At 40.4% G+C, this 19,765-nt stretch carries 21 protein-coding genes; 12 read left to right on the forward strand and 9 right to left on the reverse strand.

Annotated features, from left to right (window positions below):
* Positions 1 to 7: 7 nt before the first annotated feature.
* Positions 8 to 1,309: a hypothetical protein gene (locus BLP52_RS05785; protein ID WP_154717796.1), complete on the forward strand. Its 1,302-nt coding sequence runs from the start codon at positions 8 to 10 to the stop codon at positions 1,307 to 1,309.
* Between the two features lie 66 nt (positions 1,310 to 1,375).
* On the opposite strand, the gene BLP52_RS05790 is transcribed toward BLP52_RS05785, so the two are convergent.
* Complete coding sequence (locus tag BLP52_RS05790) at positions 1,376 to 2,074, reverse strand: (5-formylfuran-3-yl)methyl phosphate synthase (RefSeq protein WP_091709518.1); 699 nt, start codon at positions 2,072 to 2,074, stop codon at positions 1,376 to 1,378.
* A 46-nt stretch (positions 2,075 to 2,120) separates the two neighbouring features.
* On the opposite strand from BLP52_RS05790, the gene BLP52_RS05795 reads away from it, so the two are divergent.
* From BLP52_RS05795 to BLP52_RS05805, 3 genes are all read left to right on the forward strand, one after another.
* On the forward strand, positions 2,121 to 2,831 hold the full coding sequence (locus tag BLP52_RS05795) for a HisA/HisF-related TIM barrel protein (protein ID WP_202905733.1): 711 nt from the start codon (positions 2,121 to 2,123) through the stop codon (positions 2,829 to 2,831).
* Between the two features lie 154 nt (positions 2,832 to 2,985).
* Positions 2,986 to 3,222 (forward strand): hypothetical protein, encoded by a 237-nt coding sequence (locus BLP52_RS05800; protein ID WP_091709521.1) that lies wholly within the window; start codon positions 2,986 to 2,988, stop codon positions 3,220 to 3,222.
* 144 nt (positions 3,223 to 3,366) lie between these two features.
* Positions 3,367 to 3,723 (forward strand): hypothetical protein, encoded by a 357-nt coding sequence (locus BLP52_RS05805; protein ID WP_154717797.1) that lies wholly within the window; start codon positions 3,367 to 3,369, stop codon positions 3,721 to 3,723.
* 69 nt (positions 3,724 to 3,792) lie between these two features.
* Here the strand turns inward: BLP52_RS05805 and tmk are convergent, their stop codons facing one another.
* Together tmk and BLP52_RS14780 are read right to left on the reverse strand one after the other, a co-directional pair.
* Positions 3,793 to 4,401, reverse strand: a complete 609-nt coding sequence (gene tmk, locus BLP52_RS05810; RefSeq protein WP_091709684.1) for a dTMP kinase — start codon at positions 4,399 to 4,401, stop codon at positions 3,793 to 3,795.
* Positions 4,402 to 4,471: 70 nt separating this feature from the next.
* A complete protein-coding gene (locus BLP52_RS14780; protein WP_274377639.1) occupies positions 4,472 to 4,600 on the reverse strand; it encodes a hypothetical protein in 129 nt (42 codons plus the stop codon).
* A 156-nt stretch (positions 4,601 to 4,756) separates the two neighbouring features.
* On the opposite strand from BLP52_RS14780, the gene BLP52_RS05815 reads away from it, so the two are divergent.
* Together BLP52_RS05815 and polX are read left to right on the forward strand one after the other, a co-directional pair.
* Positions 4,757 to 5,425 carry a DUF166 domain-containing protein gene (locus BLP52_RS05815; RefSeq protein ID WP_091709685.1) on the forward strand — a complete coding sequence of 223 codons (669 nt, stop codon included), beginning with the start codon at positions 4,757 to 4,759 and terminating at the stop codon, positions 5,423 to 5,425.
* 14 nt (positions 5,426 to 5,439) lie between these two features.
* A complete protein-coding gene (gene polX, locus BLP52_RS05820; RefSeq protein WP_091709525.1) occupies positions 5,440 to 7,170 on the forward strand; it encodes a DNA polymerase/3'-5' exonuclease PolX in 1,731 nt (576 codons plus the stop codon).
* A 449-nt stretch (positions 7,171 to 7,619) separates the two neighbouring features.
* Here the strand turns inward: polX and BLP52_RS05825 are convergent, their stop codons facing one another.
* Together BLP52_RS05825 and trxA are read right to left on the reverse strand one after the other, a co-directional pair.
* Entirely contained in the window at positions 7,620 to 9,056 is a 1,437-nt protein-coding gene (locus BLP52_RS05825) for a methanogenesis marker 14 protein (RefSeq protein WP_091709526.1), read from the reverse strand.
* A gap of 9 nt (positions 9,057 to 9,065) precedes the next feature.
* The gene (gene trxA / locus BLP52_RS05830) at positions 9,066 to 9,458 is read right to left on the reverse strand and encodes a thioredoxin (protein WP_091709527.1); all 393 of its coding nucleotides are present in this window, start codon (positions 9,456 to 9,458) and stop codon (positions 9,066 to 9,068) included.
* A gap of 214 nt (positions 9,459 to 9,672) precedes the next feature.
* On the opposite strand from trxA, the gene BLP52_RS05835 reads away from it, so the two are divergent.
* The 4 genes from BLP52_RS05835 (at position 9,673) to BLP52_RS05850 (ending at position 14,033) form a co-directional block, all read left to right on the forward strand.
* A complete protein-coding gene (locus tag BLP52_RS05835; protein WP_091709528.1) occupies positions 9,673 to 10,695 on the forward strand; it encodes a restriction endonuclease in 1,023 nt (340 codons plus the stop codon).
* 75 nt (positions 10,696 to 10,770) lie between these two features.
* Positions 10,771 to 10,980, forward strand: coding sequence for a heavy-metal-associated domain-containing protein (locus BLP52_RS05840; RefSeq protein WP_091709529.1), 210 nt, complete (start codon positions 10,771 to 10,773; stop codon positions 10,978 to 10,980).
* Positions 10,981 to 11,018: 38 nt separating this feature from the next.
* Positions 11,019 to 13,787 (forward strand): heavy metal translocating P-type ATPase, encoded by a 2,769-nt coding sequence (locus tag BLP52_RS05845; RefSeq protein WP_091709530.1) that lies wholly within the window; start codon positions 11,019 to 11,021, stop codon positions 13,785 to 13,787.
* 15 nt (positions 13,788 to 13,802) lie between these two features.
* Positions 13,803 to 14,033: a hypothetical protein gene (locus BLP52_RS05850; RefSeq protein WP_091709531.1), complete on the forward strand. Its 231-nt coding sequence runs from the start codon at positions 13,803 to 13,805 to the stop codon at positions 14,031 to 14,033.
* Between the two features lie 62 nt (positions 14,034 to 14,095).
* On the opposite strand, the gene BLP52_RS05855 is transcribed toward BLP52_RS05850, so the two are convergent.
* From BLP52_RS05855 to BLP52_RS05865, 3 genes are all read right to left on the reverse strand, one after another.
* A complete protein-coding gene (locus tag BLP52_RS05855) occupies positions 14,096 to 15,448 on the reverse strand; it encodes an ApeA N-terminal domain 1-containing protein (protein WP_091709532.1) in 1,353 nt (450 codons plus the stop codon).
* Between the two features lie 100 nt (positions 15,449 to 15,548).
* A complete protein-coding gene (locus BLP52_RS05860) occupies positions 15,549 to 16,532 on the reverse strand; it encodes a radical SAM protein (RefSeq protein ID WP_091709533.1) in 984 nt (327 codons plus the stop codon).
* A 95-nt stretch (positions 16,533 to 16,627) separates the two neighbouring features.
* Positions 16,628 to 17,488, reverse strand: coding sequence for a 4Fe-4S binding protein (locus tag BLP52_RS05865; RefSeq protein ID WP_091709534.1), 861 nt, complete (start codon positions 17,486 to 17,488; stop codon positions 16,628 to 16,630).
* Positions 17,489 to 17,747: 259 nt separating this feature from the next.
* On the opposite strand from BLP52_RS05865, the gene BLP52_RS05870 reads away from it, so the two are divergent.
* Together BLP52_RS05870 and BLP52_RS05875 are read left to right on the forward strand one after the other, a co-directional pair.
* A complete protein-coding gene (locus BLP52_RS05870; protein ID WP_091709535.1) occupies positions 17,748 to 18,908 on the forward strand; it encodes a Coenzyme F420 hydrogenase/dehydrogenase, beta subunit C-terminal domain in 1,161 nt (386 codons plus the stop codon).
* 60 nt (positions 18,909 to 18,968) lie between these two features.
* Complete coding sequence (locus tag BLP52_RS05875; RefSeq protein WP_091709536.1) at positions 18,969 to 19,280, forward strand: hypothetical protein; 312 nt, start codon at positions 18,969 to 18,971, stop codon at positions 19,278 to 19,280.
* On the opposite strand, the gene BLP52_RS05880 is transcribed toward BLP52_RS05875, so the two are convergent.
* Positions 19,277 to 19,654 carry a winged helix-turn-helix transcriptional regulator gene (locus BLP52_RS05880; protein WP_091709537.1) on the reverse strand — a complete coding sequence of 126 codons (378 nt, stop codon included), beginning with the start codon at positions 19,652 to 19,654 and terminating at the stop codon, positions 19,277 to 19,279. The genes BLP52_RS05875 and BLP52_RS05880 overlap by 4 nt on opposite strands.
* Positions 19,655 to 19,765: the final 111 nt, after the last annotated feature.

The raw sequence follows: 19,765 nt of genomic DNA on the forward strand, positions 1-19,765 counted from the left end.
ATAATATGTGAGTCAAAAGAATTTATTATTGGCTGCTGTTATAATACTAGGCATCCTAACTATTGCTTTTGCTTTTTCAGACCATACACTTATTTTGAGAGGTAGTTCTGATTACGCCCCTATTTTTAAAGTCAATTCTGCATTTTTAAAGATGGATGCTGAAAAAGTCAATATTCATTCAGACGTTGTAGTATTCAGATACGTAAAAGAAATTAGAAAAGAGAATGATGGAGAAATTATACATTTAAATGGCTCACATATGCAAGTCGATTATAAATCAAACTACTTTTTTTCAGTGAACAATGCAACAGTTAACATATACATGAATAAACCTACAAGTATTGAAAATAGCAGATCGTACAGTCGTGTAAATGGATATGAAGATTACTACAACATGGAAGCCATTCGTTCTAATGACATTATATCAATATTACCAAGCCAAGTCAATAGAGTATTATTAGGAGGAAAAGAAATATCAGATTTTGATAAAATTGATGTCGAAATGGGGACTGGTTATTTGGACTTGCCGGAAGGTAATATTACATTTTACGCATACCATACTTCAAATACAATAATTGAATCTCAAAATATTACTTCTGCTTACATAAGAGACTTTGAAGGAACATTAAGAATTGATGGAAAACGATATGCTATTGAAAATACAAATTATGTACAATTACAACTAGATCCTAATTCAGATCAGTCTCTTGTAGTTGATAATAATAATGTATTTCTGGATAGTAATGTAGAGTATGCCAGTATTGATGATAATAGTATAATTGAAATTTGGCCTTTATACTGGTTCAATCATGATATTGATAAAATCAATTCTCTTGCTACTATTGTTCTTGTAGCTGTCACATATTTGTATGCTAAAGATAATCGCACAATGGTAAAAGAAAACAAGAAAATACAAGATACTTTGTATATTCATAAAAGACTTCAGCTTTTCTATTACCCTCTCCAATCTGCTGTTGAAAGTATAATAACTCAAAAGGAATATAGGGGAGGGTTTTCCCCTATTAACGACGACAATAATTATTATTCCTGTTTGTCTTCACTAGAGAAGTTTGTTGAATATCAGTATTTGGCATCATTAGAACTAAAACAATTATTCAATGAATTACTCACAAAAATGTACTTGTATCAAGACAAAAGTCTTTCTTTGAATTTGAAAACATTATCATCACAAACAACCGATGATGATGAAATAATAGAAATTCGTTCCAAAGTACTTGCATGTTTGACTAATGAAATAACAATGTTAGAATCTAGATTAGAAAAAATACAAGAGACATATCAATCTTAACATTGACTACATGCACCTGCACGAATCAAGCAGATAATCAAAAGTAAAAAAAGAATGTAACCGAAGTTACATCTCATTCCTTAGCTTCTCGACAAGTTCTGCCTTGATGCAGGAAGTCCTGTCGCCACCGCAGACCATGCCGCGAACACCGATGATGTCAGGCTGGATACGCTTGAGCATTGGAAGGTCCTCGAACTTGAGGGTTCCGGCAAGTGCGGACTCAAGACCCTGCTGGCGGATAGCTGTTGTGAACTTTGTAAGCTCTTCCTCGTCCATGAACTCAAAAGTTGAGCGTCCGTCCTTGATACCTGTATCGACCATAACAACATCAACGCCTGCCTTTGCACCGATAGCTGGAAGGAGCTGTGGGTTGATTGAATTGATACGCTCATAGTCAGAATAACCTGATGCTACAACCTTCTTTGTAGAATCGTAGTTCTTTACAGCCTTTGTGATGTTAGTAAGCATTTCAAGAGCCTGCTCTTCGGTCTGGACATCATAAAGACCGACCTTGATATAATCTGCACCTGCAACTGCTGCGCCAAGTGCCGCAAGGGAAGCAGTGCCCGGCTTGAAATTGAAATCACCTATAGTCGCGCTTATTGGCTTTCCAGCATTAATAGACTCCTTCACAGAACTAATGATCCACGGGAAGTTTGCACCAAGTGAACCTTCTTTAGGATTCTTCACATCAACAATGTCAGCACCACCTTCGTATGCTGCAATTGCCTCTTCAGGGTTGATCGGACTGATGAGTAATTTCATAATTTTAACCTCTTTTTTTATAGCATGACAGATGTATCAATTATATATGTTTCGTATCATCTTCGTTCTTGATATATTCAACCAGACAATAGTCCATGCACAGGGCGGGAATCGTAGTGAATACAAGCCCATCCATTTCTCAAGTCACATATGCAATACATCCGATGCAATACAGATAGTAGACACCGTAAAACCAGCAGAAGTCTACATCGCAGACCTCAACCTGCTTGAGAAGATCGGCAAGAGGGAAAAGAACTTCGATGTCATACAGGCCGTTTCAAAGAACGCAAAAGTAATGCTTGACCCCGGCGTAACATCCGTCTCAGAAATAGATGACGTAATGGAAATAGTACAAACCGTCATACTCGGAACCGAGACCGCCTCACTTGAAACAATAAAAGAAGCCAGCTCCCTGTACCCCAAAAGAGTCAGCGTCAGTATCGATAAGAAGCACGGCAAGATACTCACCAAAGACCCAGACATGCCCGACGATCCACTCAAGATCGTGGAAATCCTCAACGACTACGACCTTGCAGATATCATAATCCTTGACCTTGACAGAGTTGGAACCGCAAGCGGAGTGGATTCACAATTCTTAAGTAAAATCGTTTCTATCTCAAGGCACAATGTGCTTCTGGGTGGCGGTGTAAGCAACGTGGAAGACATTAAGACTCTGGAAGATATCGGAATAAAGGGCGCACTTGTGGCAACCGCACTACATAACGGGTCCATTCCTCTTGAAATGGTCAGGCAGTGAATCACAATAAATCAAACACTGCAACCTAACCCACCTTTTACGAAATTTTCAGAGTAATATTATATACGAATAAAAATAATGTGAACTAAAGTTCAATTTGCATTATTGAATTCAGATTTAAATTCCAATTTAGATTTTAATTATCGGTGTAATCATGGCAGACAACGAAGAAATAGTAGATATAGGCGAGAACTATGGAGAAATTAAGATGGGAGCAGGCTGGTTCCTGACCATCACACTTGCAACAAGCGAGAGATACGAGAACGAATACATAGAGATCGCAAAGGAAAGAGGCGGACAGAAAAAATCACGTTTCAACCTCAACCCTAAATACACAAGAACTCTTGGAGAAGCTCTCATCAAATTCGCTGATGAGAACGGACTTGAGTAACCATTACGGTTACTCCTTTTTTACTTCATCCGTCTATTTTACCAGAACTGATTTTTATCTAGTAGCTTACTCATCTAAACAACTTTTGTTGGAATAAACATATATTCCTGCAAACAAATTATTAAATGTGAGAGTATGGGTAATTTGTCTTCAATCCCAAATATAGTATTAGAATCGTTTCGTAGCCCACTGAAACAAACAGATATAGTCCAGAAGGATGATTCAAAAATAAGTCTTAAGACATCTTCAATTTATGTAGATAAGACGTCGGACACCCTTGGTACTCAAGCAAATGGGAATATCTCACTTTCACCGACATTTAAAGTAGCATTCATTGCAGTATCAGTAGCTACATTGCTGGCATTCATAACAAATTTGTATATTGCTTTTTCATATCCCGAACTCACAGAAGCTCAAAATAATGTACTATCTATTTGCGAGAATATTGTCACTACTGGTTTTGGAGCCATAGTCGGTTTGCTTGGTGGAAAAGCTGCTTAAAAGCTCAAATAACAGCACTAAATAGTCCAAAAAACAAGGAAAAAAGAGATTTCAATTCTCAATCCCTATTTATTTATTTTCTAATAATGAGTTAATCGCATCCAGAACGTCTTTCTCAATCTCATCAACCGGCCTGTCAGTATTGATAATAACAAACCTCTTTGGATGTGCTTCTGCAAGTTTCAGGTAATTTGCCCTGACTTCCTCAAGGAAATCTATCTTCTCAAATTTGGTCTGCTCACCACGATTACCACATCTCTCAACTGATATCTTCGGGTCAATATCAAAAAGAACAGTAAGGTCCGGGTCAACTGTCCATCCGTGGTGTATCTGCTGTATCCATTCCATTGGCTCCGGAAACTTGCCTTTAAGCGTCACAGCCTGATACGCGTACCTGCTGCCTGAATACCTGTCAGAGATAACATTCTGGCCACTTTCAAGTGCAGGCAGGATTAGTTTGGAAATGTGTTCCGCATGGTCTGCGGTGAAAAGCAAAAGCTCTGCAAGGTCATCTGTATCCGAATGGATGGCACGGTTTACAGCATCACCGATCCAGCTGGTTGTTGGCTCCCTTGTGAAAACAAAATCCTTAAAATCAGGATTTGAGCGCAGACGCTTTGTAATTGTGGACTTACCGGAACCGTCGATACCTTCCAGAGTAATGAGTTTACCTTTCATTGACATCAACAATGAAAGCAAAGGAATACTATTTAGAATTTATTCCAGAGGAAAAATTGAACAAAAACGATCAGGTCCTTACAACATCTTCACTGCCACACTGCGGACATCTCACAGGAAACAGCGCAGGGTCTTCCATAAATAAGAACTCGCAGGTATTGCACCTGAAATAAACTTTATTGGGGTCATATTCGTCCATGATCAAAACCTCATGGAAATATGTATTATCATGATAAATATACTAATCGGTCGAATAATATCCTCTGAATCCAATAAACTCACCTTCCCAAAACTATCCAACACCAGATATCCGGCAAGCATATATGCAAAGGGAGTAACCTTTTTAGAGAGAAAAATGACCACAATAGGAGTTATCACCAGAGGAAAATACGGCAACAGACTCATTGAGACAATCCTCACAAAAACTGACCTTGAAGTAGTTCAAACAGCAGTTCCTGAAATATTGCCAGATTTCATAGACGAGCCAGAGGAGTTCCTTGAACGACTCAATATAGATACTTCTGTATTTGATTCCAACATCGTGATAACTTACTCCCTTCACCCCGACCTTACAGTTGCAATAGCACACATGGCAGGAAAAGCAGGTGTAAAAGCCCTGATCATTCCCGGAGGAGCTTCAAAGGCTCCTGTTGTGGAACTAGAAGGAATATCCAAAAAATACGGAATGCTTATCGAAGTGGAAGATATTTGCTGCACTCTTGAGGCAAAAACCGAAACGGAAGAACTCTGTAAATACCTGTCAATACCAGAGCTTGAAGTTGACATCGATAAAGGTATAATTAGTTCGGTCAAAGTATTATGCGGGGCACCCTGTGGAAGCACATGGCATATGGCAAAAGAACTTGTGGGAATAAAAGTAGAAGATGCACCTGCAAAAGCCGGACTGCTGATACAGCAATATCCATGCAGGGCCGTAAGAGGTGGACCGGGAGGCATCCATGAATCCGGCGATATCCACAAAAAAGCCATAGAAGACGCAATCAAAAGAAAGAAGGAAAACTGATCCAACGGGATAACATGGACAATATCCAGATAGCTGAGAAGTTCAACCATATGGCACAAATGCTTGAATTCAAAGGCGAAAGCCAGTTCAAGACACGAGCCTACACAAATGCGGCACGTACAATCAAAGGACTTGATGAGGAACTTAAGGTACTCCACAAAGAAGGGAGTATCGAAGATATTCCCGGTGTTGGCAAAATTCTCAAAAGCAAGATAGTGGAAATGCTTGAAACCGGAACTTTTGAAGCCTATGAGAATACAATGGACGAAATTCCCGCAGGAATTATCGAAATAATGAACATTCCCGGAATAGGCTCTAAAACTGCAAGACTGTTCTATGAGAAACTTGGTGTACAAACAGTTGATGAACTTAGCAGGGCTGCAAGGGAACACAGAATACGAAGACTTCCGCGCATGGGAGAAAAGCAGGAAGAGAAAATACTGCGTTCCATTGTAAGACTAAAAGAGGATAAAGACCACGGAAGACATCCTTATGTACTTGCAAAGGACATAGCCAGGGAAATTACAGATTATCTTGATTTAAGCCAGTATATTGAAAAAGTGGCAATTGCAGGAAGTCTGCGAAGAAAGCAGGATACAGTTGGTGACATTGACCTTATAGCCATCTCCGAAGAACCAGAGAAAGCCATCAGCTATTTCACCGGAATGGATAAAGTGGAAGAGATACTGGAATCTGGAACAACTAAAGCTTCAATCATTTACTCCGGGAATTTCCATGTTGATCTTAGAGTTGTAAGCAGAGATACATATGGTTCCATGCTGCAACATTTTACAGGTTCAAAGGAACACAACATTCATCTTAGAAAGCTTGCACTCTCAAAAGGATATAGCCTGAATGAATATGGAATGAATGATGAGAGCACTGGCAAACTCATAAAATTCAGCAGTGAAGAGAAACTGTATGAAGAGCTTGGACTTGGATACCTTTCACCTGAACTCCGTGAGGACAGGGGCGAAGTCGAAGCCAGTCTCAGAGATAAACTTCCAAGACTTATCGAAAGAAAGGACATCAAAGGCGACCTTCATGTACACTCTAACTGGAGTGACGGTGCCAACACCATGGAAGAGCTTGCAGAAGCTGCCATCCAGAGAGGATATGAGTACATTGCAATCACCGATCATTCACACTCAACAGGTGTGGCCAACGGCCTGTCAGATAAGAGACTGCTGGAACATATCGATGCCATTGATAAGCTCAACGAAAAATACGATGAGATAAGGATCCTTTCGGGAACCGAGTGCGATATCAAAGCGGACGGCAAGCTTGATTACAGTAATGACCTGCTGGAACGTCTTGATATTGTGGTTGTTGCAGTCCATGCAGGACTTGACCAGGACAGGAAGAAGATGACTAAAAGAATAGTCTTTGCCTTTGAGAACGAGCATGTTGACATAATGGCACACCCTACCGGAAGGAAGTTCGGAAAGCGTCCACCATATGACGTAGATATGGAAACTGTAATTCAGGCTGCAAAGGACAATGAAAAAGTGCTCGAGATAAACTCATCTCCATGGCGACTTGACCTGAACGACATTAATGCAAAGCGTGCAAAAGAACATGGTGTGATGCTTGCCATCAATACTGATACTCATACCATCGACCATCTGGACAACATTGAATTTGGGATAAATATGGCTAGAAGAGCATGGATTGAACCTGATGATGTTCTGAACACAATGAGTCTGAAACAAATTTGTTCCAGACTGGATATTCCTAAAGAATGATTTGAGAAATCAGATGCAATTTATTCCACATCCATCCCAAAATTAATATATAAATTACAATTGCTCTGTCTTTCTTAAGGAAGAAAACAAAAAATATAAATTCCTGTTGTACAAATCTATTTTTGAAAAATACATGACGAGGTAGATTTACTAAAAAGTACAGGTTTGCAAGCTATTTTCAGTTTTCCGAGCTTTATGCTTTGCCGGTAGTTAAACGAATCATTTGTGATCGCTTATGAGGTGCTATTTTGAAAGGTGCAAAAGCCAACAGGCATGACAGATCTATGAAAAAACATGAGATCGAGTTCCAGAAAGAAGTGAAAAGGCAGCAGAAGAGAAGAGCTTAGAAATTAGTTGTATTATAGCTGTTTTAAAATCCACTTTCAAAGCAAATTTAAATATTAACTGGCAGGGATACCTGCCACTTCATATTATCCTCATTCTGATTCTTACTTGTTCTGTAATTTGATACGCTGTGCAAGGATACATTTTCCTCCTCTGTGACCACCCAGAGGGTTGAAGGTCGTTCCAAGGGAGTTCATACACCTTGCCATTACAGCCGCACCACGTGCAAGACCATCATCTACGAAAACAACATGCTCTTCGATATTGTTATTGATTCCCAGCTCATGGAGATATTTGAGCACCAGTTTTGGTTTGTTTCCTGTAATACCTGCCCTTCCTGTAATTCCTATTGCACTATCCTCATAAACAAGACCTTCGTCCTGTGCAACCTTAACAAGACGCTGGACAACACGTGCCATTACTTCATCAATAACGGCAAACAAGACCTTCACATTGTGCTTTTCGTATATTTCAGCACCAAGCTGTGCAAGCTTATCCAGATCTGTGCCGTTCTCACCTACATCACAACCGATAAGAACAACATTGATAGCATCTGCTGCTTCGGAATTGACAGGCACACTACCATATCTTGTACGGCCCTTTGGCACTTTCTCAATAACAATATAACTTAGTATCTTCTCAGCATATTCGTGTATGACCTTGCTTTTAAGCTTCAGTGCAATGCCATCAAGGGACTTTCCATCGAAAACATCAAGTGCAGTACCCTTTTTAGAGTCAACCATTCCTGTTCCTTTAATTATAGTATCAGGAATCGCACCTGCATAACCACAGAAGTTACCGATTGTCTTTGCATATGGGAGGTCAGGACTGATTATCCTGCCGTCAAGGGTTGTACCAAAGTCCATTGATAAACATGGGTTGCGGAAATCAACATCTACCCACTTTGCACCTTCCTTGATTCCGGCTGTTGCAAGCTCACCCTCCATCTCATTAGCAACGATCTCAACACCTGTTGCACCGACGGGCGGTGTTACACTTGCTACTGCACCGTCAAATATGACCTTCTCAAGTTTGGAATATTTCTGGAACCTGTCAGGGATATTTGAAAGTGACATTGGAGGTGTCATTCTGTTAGGTGGAACGCCTGCCAGAAGACAACCGTCTGCCAATGCCTTGATGAATTCTCCAACCTCATCAGGTGAATCAAAACCCGCTACAACACCAGTTGAACGGACTACAAAATGAACGTCAGTCTTTATGTCAAGATTTGCCTCTTTCACCGCTCCCAGAAGAGTGTCCTTTACAAGTTCACCAACTGATTCTCTTGTCAGTTCCACACCGTTAAGTGTTCTTCCGAAAACCTCTTCCCCGGGTTTCGGAGGGCGTACATCCCTTGTCATGCTAACTGTCTTCTTAACAAGTCTGGTTTTTCCGTCTTCAAGGTTGGTTGCGGTAAGGATACACTTCGTTGTAGTGTTACCCACTTCTACCGACGCTACGATAAAATATGATTTTGATTTGTCCTTTAAGTCAAGTAAACGGACTGAAGGGCTTTCTGCAATTCTTGGTTTGTGTGACATTTATATCCCTCAGATGTAAGGCTCAAGTTTCTGGATGATATTTTGTTTAGGGACAGCACCTATAAGTTTATCGACAAACTCGCCATTTTTGAATATCAGCATTGCAGGAATGCTGGTAATTCCAAACTTTATGGCAGTCATCTTTTCATCGTCCACGTTCAGTTTTCCGAACACGACCTTTCCCTGCATTTCAACGGCCAGTTCGTCAAGAACTGGAGAAAGCATTCGGCATGGACCACACCAGGGTGCCCAGCAGTCCACAAGGACAAGCGGATATTTTGATACGAACTCGTTAAAGGAAGCATCATTAATTGTTACAGGATTTGAAGGATATTCCTTCTTCTCCAGAGACTCTTGCAGTTGCTGCATTCTTTTCTGCCTGATAGATTCTATATCATCCATTCGATTCACCCTTTGAATAATATAATTTACAGATATTTAACTGTAGACATGATTTAATATAGACGTGTTAATTCTTCCTATTATCTATCCTTAATGCATTTAAGTGTTTGTATGGTTGTGCAATAACTACACAATACCACATTGAACAGGCCAAAACAAATAAACATAAAAAAGATAGATATTTAAGAATAATAACAGGATATCAAGGATTAGAATGGCAAAATGGACTATTGAACATCTGCTTGAAACCGATCCTCAGGACTTTGAGGTTCTGCTCTCACGGCTATTTTCTAAAATGGGATACCACACAGAGCTTACCCAATACTCCAGAGACAAAGGAATTGACCTGATAATCCGAATAGAGAATTTCGGCCTGGTTCACACATGGTACGTTCAGGCAAAAAGGTACTCAGACCCAGTTGGTGTAAAAGATATCAGGGAATACAGCAGCATCAGGTATCGTGACCATGTGGACGGTGTCATAATTGTCGCAAGTTCATCCTTTACAAAGGAAGCCATTGAAGAAGCAGAGCAGCACAACCTCAAACTAATTAACGGTTACCTGCTTGTGGAGATGCTGAACCATTATCTTCCGGAAGAGTGTGCAAGTTCTGAATTACAATCTGAAAACGATGCACAAACAAAGCAGGACGAAAATAATGCCGGAGCAATTCTAAAAAGAGGAGAACAGGTTCTTGCAAATGAAACTGTAATGATGGGTAACGAAAAATTCACGCTTACCATAACTAACAAAAACATATTTTTGCAAAGGGTAAGTTCCGGCCTTTTCTCAAAACGTTCGGACATCGAAGAACGTATCGAACTGAAAGACCTTTTGGGAATGCACTGCGAACCCGGCAAGATTGTCCTGGTAATAGGGAACAAGAAACTCAAATTATATCCTCTCAGTTCAAGGAAAATGCAGGTTATTGAGGAAATACTGGAAAGCATGCGTCCGGAATATGTTAGGGGAGAGCACCTCATCAATTCATCCCGAAATGGAACAAATCTCACTTTGCTCACAAATAAACGTCTTGTAGTTCTTGATAATACAGGAAATGCAGAACTTGACATACCTAACAAAAAGATAGTTGGTGTGGAATTAAAAGGTAGATTCCTGAAAAAAGAGCAATTGATCGTTTCAGAGGATTCAGGAAATATGAAGAAACACTCTTTTGTGGTTGAAAATCCTGCTGAATGGAAAAAAATGATAGAACAATGTGTGAGAACTGTCTGAATGATAATAGATACTTCACAAGCGTGAAACCTATATATGTAATATCATCTTATGAAATATAGGAGGTTCAAAACTATGACTACAGAAATTATCAAAATTGAAGGCATGATGTGCGGACACTGCCAGGCAAATGTGGAGAAATCCATCGGAGCCGTAGAAGGTGTCAGCGATGTTAAAGTTGACCTCGCAGCAAAGCAGGCCACAGTAACCTTTGATCCTGGTGTTGCAAGTCTTGATGCTATCAAGGCAGCAGTCACAGATGCTGGTTACTCCGTTGTAGCCTGATATTTGAAAATCCGTTTTATTATTTTTCTTTTCAACAAATGAAAGCTAATATCAAAGTCTATGGCATGACATGCATGCACTGTCATAAGCGTGTCACTGATGCAATATCAGCTCTTGAGGGAGTGAATTCTGTAGAGGTCAGCCTTGAGGATGAGAATGCATCGGTTGATTTCAATCCTGAAAACATCAGTATCGAAGAGATAAAACAAGCGATCACAGATGCAGGGTATGAAGTCGGAGAAGATGCCTGCACAGTTCCTGTTGCAGATGAGGAAGCTGCATGTCCGATAATAATAGAGGACGATGAACCGGAAATGACTAAAATCGAACCCGGTTCTGTTGAGGAAATCGCCTTCAAAGTATCAGGAATGCAATGCTCCGCTTGTTCACAGAATGTGGAAAAAACATTGAAGAAGCTTGATGGAGTTGTATCAGCTTCAGTAAATCTGCCAATGGAGAGAGCATCGGTCAGCTATGACCCCGCACTTGTCAGTCTTGAAGATATGGAAAAAGCCATTGATGGAATTGGCTACCATGCGGTGAGAGACAAGGTCGTGCTGGAAGTAGGAGGCATGAAGTGTGCATCCTGTTCACAAAATGTTGAAAAGATCCTGAAAAGACTAAAAGGTGTCAGTGCTGTAAATGTGAATATCACTACCGGAAGAGCACAGGTTGAGTACAATTCATCACTTGTCTCAGTTGATGAGATGAGAAAAGCCATCGAGGGTATAGGATACACAGCTTCCCTGCCTGCTGACAGATATGAAGCTGAAGACAGGGAACGAAAAGAAAGAGAAAAAGAGATACGTAGCCAGAGAAACAACTTGCTGATATCCATTGTTATTCTTATTCCTATAATGCTTGGAAACATGAGCAATATGTTCCCTGCGTACTTCGGGTTTGTGCCGGGTTTCTTTTCGGACAAGAATTTGCTGTTTTTGCTGGCAACCATTGTAATGGTGTTCCCGGGAAGACAGTTCTTTGTCGGTACCTACAAAGGCCTGAGGCATGGCGTTACTGACATGAACCTGCTCATTGCCACCGGAACCGGCGCTGCTTATGTTATCAGTATTGCAGCTACCTACCTGAACCTTGGCCCTGGTTACCAGCATGTGTACTATGACACCGCTGTAATGCTTATCACTTTCATAACCCTTGGAAGATACCTTGAAGCAAGGGCAAAGGGAAGGACATCCGAATCCATAAAGAAGCTCATCGGACTCCAGGCAAAGACCGCACGTATCATCGTTGCAGGTGAGGAAAAAGAAATTCCGGTTGAGGATGTACAGGTTGATGATATCGTTTTTGTCAGACCCGGCGAGAAAATTCCGGTTGACGGCGTTGTTACTGAAGGTTCTTCTGCTATTGATGAATCCATGATAACAGGTGAGAGCATACCTGTTGAGAAAAACATTGAGGACATGGTCATCGGTTCAACCATCAACAAGTCAGGAGCACTCAAATTCAGGGCAACCAATGTTGGTGCTGATACTGCCCTTGCAAGAATTATCGAGCTTGTTGAAAACGCCCAGAACTCAAAAGCACCGATACAGCGTATTGCCGATGTTGTTGCAGGTCATTTCATTCTAGTAGTTCACATTATCGCACTTGCAGCATTCTTCTTCTGGTACTTTATTGGATATGAAAGATTCAATGCCGCAATGAACTCCGGAATCTCAAGTCCGTTCCTGTTCTCACTGCTAATCTCGATCACAGTTCTTGTAATATCATGTCCATGCGCTGTTGGACTCGCAACACCTGCAGCCATCATGGTGGGAACTGGCAAGGGAGCTGAGAATGGTATTCTAATCAAAGGCGGGGAAGCCCTGGAGACAACACTGAAGATTGATACTATTGTGTTTGATAAAACCGGAACCCTGACAAAAGGCAAGCCTGAACTTACAGATATAATACTTAGTTCAGGACACGGCAATGACGAAATACTTGCAATCGCAGCAAGTGCCGAGAAAGGCTCCGAACATCCTCTCGGAGAAGCTATTGTAAAGGCTGCCGAGGACAAAGAACTCAGCCTGAAGAACATCGAGCATTTCAATTCAATTGCAGGACACGGGATCGAAGCAACAATTGACGGTAGCAAAGTATTGCTTGGAACCCGCAAGCTCATGGAAGATAATGATATTGATAGCTCATCACTAAACTCTGACATGGAAAAGCTTGAATCCGAAGGCAAGACTGCCATGATAGTTGCAATGGACGGACAGGCAATTGGACTTGTTGCCGTTGCAGATACACTCAAGGAAAACTCAAAGGAAGCCGTTGAAAAACTTCAGAAGATGAACATTGAAGTTGTAATGATAACCGGTGACAACCGGAGAACGGCCGATGCCATTGCAGCACAGCTTGGAATTCAGAAAGTTTTGTCAGAGGTTCTTCCCGGAGACAAGGCTTCAGAGATCAAAAAGCTTCAGGATGAAGGCAGAATTGTTGCAATGGTCGGTGATGGTATTAATGATGCGCCTGCTCTCACACAGTCAGACATTGGAATTGCCATGGGAGCCGGAACTGATATTGCCATGGAATCTGCGCAGATCGTCCTGATAAAGAATGATATAAGAGATGTGCTGGCCTCCATCAGGCTTAGTCGCCTGACAATGAACAAGATCAAACAGAATCTTTTCTGGGCACTGGGATATAACAGCATCGGAATACCACTTGCAGCAGGAATACTCTATCCGTTCATCGGTAAAATAGTGATCACTCCTGAACTGGCTGCCGCATTCATGGCTATGAGTTCTGTATCGGTTACGACCAATTCACTGCTGATGAAGAGAAGCAGGATAAAATAAAGGAGGAGATGATCAATGGATAATGTTTCGGAAAATAAAGGGAAATATGCTTTCATTGCCAGCGTTGTCTCTTCACTTGCGCTTGTGATAATTTTTGCAGTGCTCTCCTTTGCAGTGAATGGCTCAAGAGATGTTCCACTGTACAGTCAGGTCGATATCATTGCAGGTATGATCTTTGTTTTTATGCTTAGTATGATAGTGGCGGCTTCGGTTTGGCCGGGCATTATTGAGAAGTGGATGAAATAAAAAAGATTACTAATGATTGATTATACAGAACCACTGCTAATTTGAATTAAAACACAAATTAGTTAGTACTTTGATAGTTCATAAGAAATGCATATTCTAACAATTTCTTTTGTTTTCATGGTGTACTCAGCTAATTCTTTGTAATCAAGCTTATCTGCCCTTTCTTTTTCATAATGAGTGAGAATATCTCTTTGTTCAGATACTTTGTCTCCAAACAATCTGCATTCACCATCATCCCAATCAATAAAGTCATCTTCCTTTAGTTGTCTTAGAACTTCTTTTATTCTTCTTCTTAAAGAATGTTGGTTTATGTAGCTTATTTTCTTGATGAATGTATTTCTTGCATCAGCATTTTTAATTTTATCATTAACTATGTCACATAATGCAGTAAAGAGTTCATCGAATAACTCAGACTCAATATAGGTACTTTCACTAAATGTTCTTCGATGATATATTTCAACAGCCTGAGTGAAATTTAAAAATTGTGTTTCTAAAGCTTTTTTATTCTGTATATTTGCATTATATAAGTTAATCATTGGCCTCAAATCTGTAGATATTCGAAACCAATTACTGAAAAAAACAGAAGTCTTTTCTTTTATGTCTTTATATGAGAATATAAGACTAGATGCATATACTTTTTCAGTTGTTTGGTTTGTTTTATAAAAGATATTGATTGGCAATAATAGTTCTTTTTTGGTGAATTCATGTATTCTTTTATGGTCATTTCTTTTACCCTTAATCAAAATAGGATATATCGGAACATCCAATGAAAATGAGATAAGCTTTTTCAAATCGAACAATATTCCATCCATCCAATCTTTAAAGTGAAGAGTATCCATGGAAAAGATTTTGAAATATGTAATTTGGTTCAATGACCTGGAATATTTACTTCTTTTGTAATTTAGATTCGTTTTCAAATACAAAGCTAATTCAGATGATTCATATAGCTTTATCTCACTTTTTTGTGCTTTAAAAGATAATTTAGTCTCATTGTTGCTGGCATCAAAATATTCCTCAAAGCTGAGAGGGAAATCTAGCAGCCAATGTTCAAGATTTGAATAATTGATTGAAATTTCATCAAATAATATATCATCTTCTCTCAAAAAATGATAACCTTCAAATATAAACTCAACATCGAAAACAAGTGTTCCTTCATCAATTCCTTGAATAAAAGAAAAAGAATGCTTTATTTTACGGCATTTATAGCATGTAATGAATCGCCCCTCTGCCATACCTAAAATAAGGTCTTCATCTTGAAACTCACTTCCATCTGAAATAACTTTGGGCCTATCGTGAAGCAGACCAATTATTTTTAGTTCCCCTCCACTTGATGGACTATAGTTCAAAGTACCATGTACTTTTTTTTCTGGTTTGTTGGGTAACCACCATTTACCTGTAATTTCAAATGATTCCATGAGCAATAATCAGACTAACTAATCTTATAGATTTTTTGGATTTATAAATAGATTTTTGCATGATGATGCATATGCACCATCCTGAAAGAAAGTGTCTTGTTCAATCTTCTAAATCAACATGAGGATTGATATCACAACCCGTACACGGCAGGCACATGGTATCGAAAGTATCGGCACGCAGGCCATACTCATCCAGCTTTTTCTTCAGGAAACGGTTAAGGTGAAGCAGTCTTTCAGCTGTTGGCCTTTTCACTGTTACCTCGTCCTTGCGCAAAGGATGCTGTGCAGCCGCCCTGAGGATCGGAACAACACCGATAGAAACGAGTTCTTCAATTCCTTTCTCTGCTGATTCGTCGGTTTCTCCAAGACCGATTATGAAATTGGAACAGACCTTGTTCTTTCCGAACACCTTCACGCCCTCCCTGAGAGCATCGAGCAGGTATTCAAGGTCCTGGTCCGGACATAATTTTGCGTGGAGCTTGCGATCCATGGTCTCAACGTTGTATTTAAGTTCGTCAGCGCCTGCTGCTTTGAGTCTGCGGGTTGAATCATCCGTGGGATAGACTGAGACTCCTATTGGTACATTGTATTTTTCCCTGAGCCTGCGAATGAGTTCTTCGGCTCTGTCAACCTCATCTTCAGCTGAGATTTCCACACCGGAAGTAATTGAAATAGCGTTCATCCTGCCAGTTTCATGAGCCTCTGCGACCATCTTAAGCATCTGATCCATACTCTTGACCTTTCCATTGAGTTTGGGAACCGGACAGAACTTACAATCATAAATACATTTTTCGCACATGGTTATAAATGCCTGATCAGGACAGTGGATAAGCTCTTCTTCAATGCTGCCTCTTGCAATCTCAACACCGTCTTTCCTTATTACTAGGTCCTCACCCTCCATTTTAGCTTCCAGAGGAGAAGTCTCTTTTACAGCAAGACGTACACGGTGTCCTTCCGAGTTGAAAAAGAAAGCAACGTTCCCGGCTCCGGGACCTGCTGTTGGAATGGTTAACCAGTGGATGAGTTTTGGGTCCATATTCACGGAACCCACTGATATAAGCTGAGCTTTGGTTTCTGCGTTCATGAGTGCTCCAGTACCAGAATAATGGTCGTTTTTTGTTTGCCGGAACTACTTAGAATTCCGACACCTCGTATAAGGCGATATATGAAAGATACTTATCAGGGATACTTTATTGTTTCCCTGAACGCATCCAGACCAACACGGTCGATCACATCACCGAGTCTCTCTCCTTCCTGAGCATTCTCACGGTAATAATTAATGGATTTTTCGAGCACATCGAAGATCACAGACCTGTCGGATGTCCTGAGCAGCATATCACCCATGCGTGGTCTTTTACCTACTTTGCCACCGACAAATATTGTATATCCTTGCTCCTGATTCTGCATGGCATCTTTGCGGCAAGCTCTGATACATGAACCACAGGACACACATTTATGCATATCCAGATAAAGACTTCCATTCTCTATTGTAATAGCAGACACGCCACATACTTTCTCACAGGCTCTGCACATTACACAATTCTCTTCCACAAAGACCGATTCAGAGAATCCCATGATACCAAAATCATTCTCCTGGACTTTGAGACATGATGCAGGACAACCTGTTACTGCAATCTTGAATTTATATGGTACTGGCTCTGCAAAATAGAGATTATCTATTTCTTCACATATTCCCTGACAGTCGATGAGTCCGCGTTTGCATACTCTGTCTCCCTGGCAGGCAACTACGGCACGTATTTTCTTTCCTGAAGCTCCTGGTCCTATGTCTTTAGAATCCATTTCATTTCTGGCAGCTTCGGTATCATCCAGATGGACGAACGGAATTTCGATCCCCTGGCGGGAAGTTACATGAACATAGCCTTTGCCATAACGGTCCGCTGCATCTGCAACTGCCCTGAGGTAGTCAGATGTCAGATTTCCACCCGCAGCGTGCAGGCGCATTGAAAAGAAATCGTCCTGTCTCTGGGAAAGGAAACCTTTCTCTTTAAGCAGGTCTTTGTTTGTGTTGGTTTTTACCATTTGGGTCACTTCTGTTCCAGTTGGTATTTGTTTACTGAATTATGCCATAAAACACACATTCAATGATTTAAAAACAAGTTTACTTGATATAACATATCGTGTAAAAACATTGTGCCCCGAATTTTCTCATAAATAATAATTATAACTAATAATCATTATGCAGCGAACCATCATGATTATTAAATTCAAATTTAGTTTTATACAATAAGAACAATATACGGATTTATACTAAGGACATCCGCGATCCTGGGAGATTAAGATGCCTATCGATCCTATCTGTAAAAACAAAGTGCAGGAAGACACCTCATATTCTGTGAATTATGCAGGGAAAAAATATCGTTTCTGCTCGTCTGAATGTAAAGACAAATTTGATATCGTTGAAAAAAGAGTCATACGCCTGAAGAAGTCTATCGCTGAACAGGAAAAGATCTCTTTTGGAAAGCTCAGGAAGGAAATTATCAAGCCTGGAATCTGTACTCTTTGCGGAGCCTGCGCTGCTTCCTGTGATTCTATTGTTATTAAGGATGAACAACCCACTCTTGTAGATAAGTGTACAGCGTGTGGTGTTTGTTACAACCAGTGTCCAAGAACGATTACGACTGAAGCCGGACTGGTTGGTAAGTTACGTCATGCTTACTGTGCAAAGTCAGCTCTTCCTGAACTGAAAGGACAGGATGGAGGCGTTGTGACTGCCACGCTTGGCTATGCACTTGATGAAGGGCTCATCGACTGTGCTATTGTAACAACCAGGTCGGAGGAAGAGCCATGGAAACCTGTGCCGATTGTTGCAAAGACCTACGAGGACATTCTGGAGGGTTCCGGCAGTATTTACAGTCACAGTATGACCCTGAAAGCTTTGATGGACGCTGTTAAAGAAGGCATGAGAAGCATTGCTTTTGTCGGACCAAGCTGTAATATCGATGCGGTAACCAAGATGCAGAGAAGCCCGCAGGGATTCCTGCACCATTTCATGAGAGCAAATATCCTTAAAATGGGTCTGTTCTGCATGGATACTTTCTACTATGAAGGTATCAAGGAGTTCGTTGAGAACAGAGAAATGAATCTTGCTGATATTGAATCAATGAAGATCCGCAAGGGTAAATTCGAGTTCCAGACACAGGATGAACTCAGGGTTTTCCCGCTTGAGGAATTTGACCAGTACAGGAGCAGTTCATGTAAATATTGTACGGATATGGCAGCTGAGAATGCAGACATCTCATTTGGCGGTGTTGGCACACCTCAGGGATGGACCACAGTGCTTGCACGTTCCAGTATTGGATATGAGATCTTCAACGAAGCCGTGGACAATGGATATATTACGTCACGTTTGCTTGAAGAAAAGGAAATGAAGAACGCCCTTAACCTGGCAAAGATGAAGAAGATACAGATGTATCCCATCCACCGCAGAGAAAAATTATAAACAACTATTTTTTTAAATTTTGCAATAACTTTTTATAATGTTGTTGCAGAATATTATTTGATGAGTGAAGTTAGTTTAGCATTAATCCCTTCCATCAATAAAAAAACAGTAATAGCCTCTTTTGTTACTATAGGATGGAGTTACATTGCCCTTATTGCTGCTACAGCCATTGGAATAGTAAGTTATCATGAAGTAAAATATTTGTTTTGGGGTATATCACTAAGCCTTCCAATATGTGTGCTGCTTATGGCTAATCCAAATAGCCAGAACTTGAATGATAAGGATGAAAAGAAAGCTATTATAGCAATGATAGTTACTTTTGCTGTCTTTGTAATCGTTGCGTTGGCAGCTATGTTGCAGGGAAATATCTAATCCTCTATATTCAACAGTTCTTTAGTCAGCTCATAGCTGTGTTCTGTACATGCAGGAGTTGACTCGTCTGCACACTCCTTATACGCAAATCCGGAGAGCTCATAAAGCACTTTGTTAAGGTTTCTTCCTTTACCTGTCAGATGATATTCTATGGTTACCGGTGTCTTGGATACAATTACCTTTTCTATCAACCCGTCCTGCTCCAGTTGACGCAATTTAGTAGATAGGACTTTGCTGCTAAGCTTTGGATTACTTTTTAGGAATTCATTGAATTGCTTTTTTCCACAGAACATATCCCTGATGATGTTTAGCGTCCATTTCTTGCTTATTAGTTTTATTGCCAGATCTATAGGACTGCGTTCCAGGTCTCCCATGATTTCTCACCAGGTTACCAAATGGTTAGAATAACTATTTACATGTTCTCCTGTTTATGTGGTGATGTGAAAATAAGGAACGGTAGAAATGTCTTATGGATAAAAGATCAT

Origin of the sequence: Methanolobus vulcani (genome assembly GCF_900100715.1) — an archaeon.
GTDB classification, from domain to species: domain Archaea; phylum Halobacteriota; class Methanosarcinia; order Methanosarcinales; family Methanosarcinaceae; genus Methanolobus; species Methanolobus vulcani.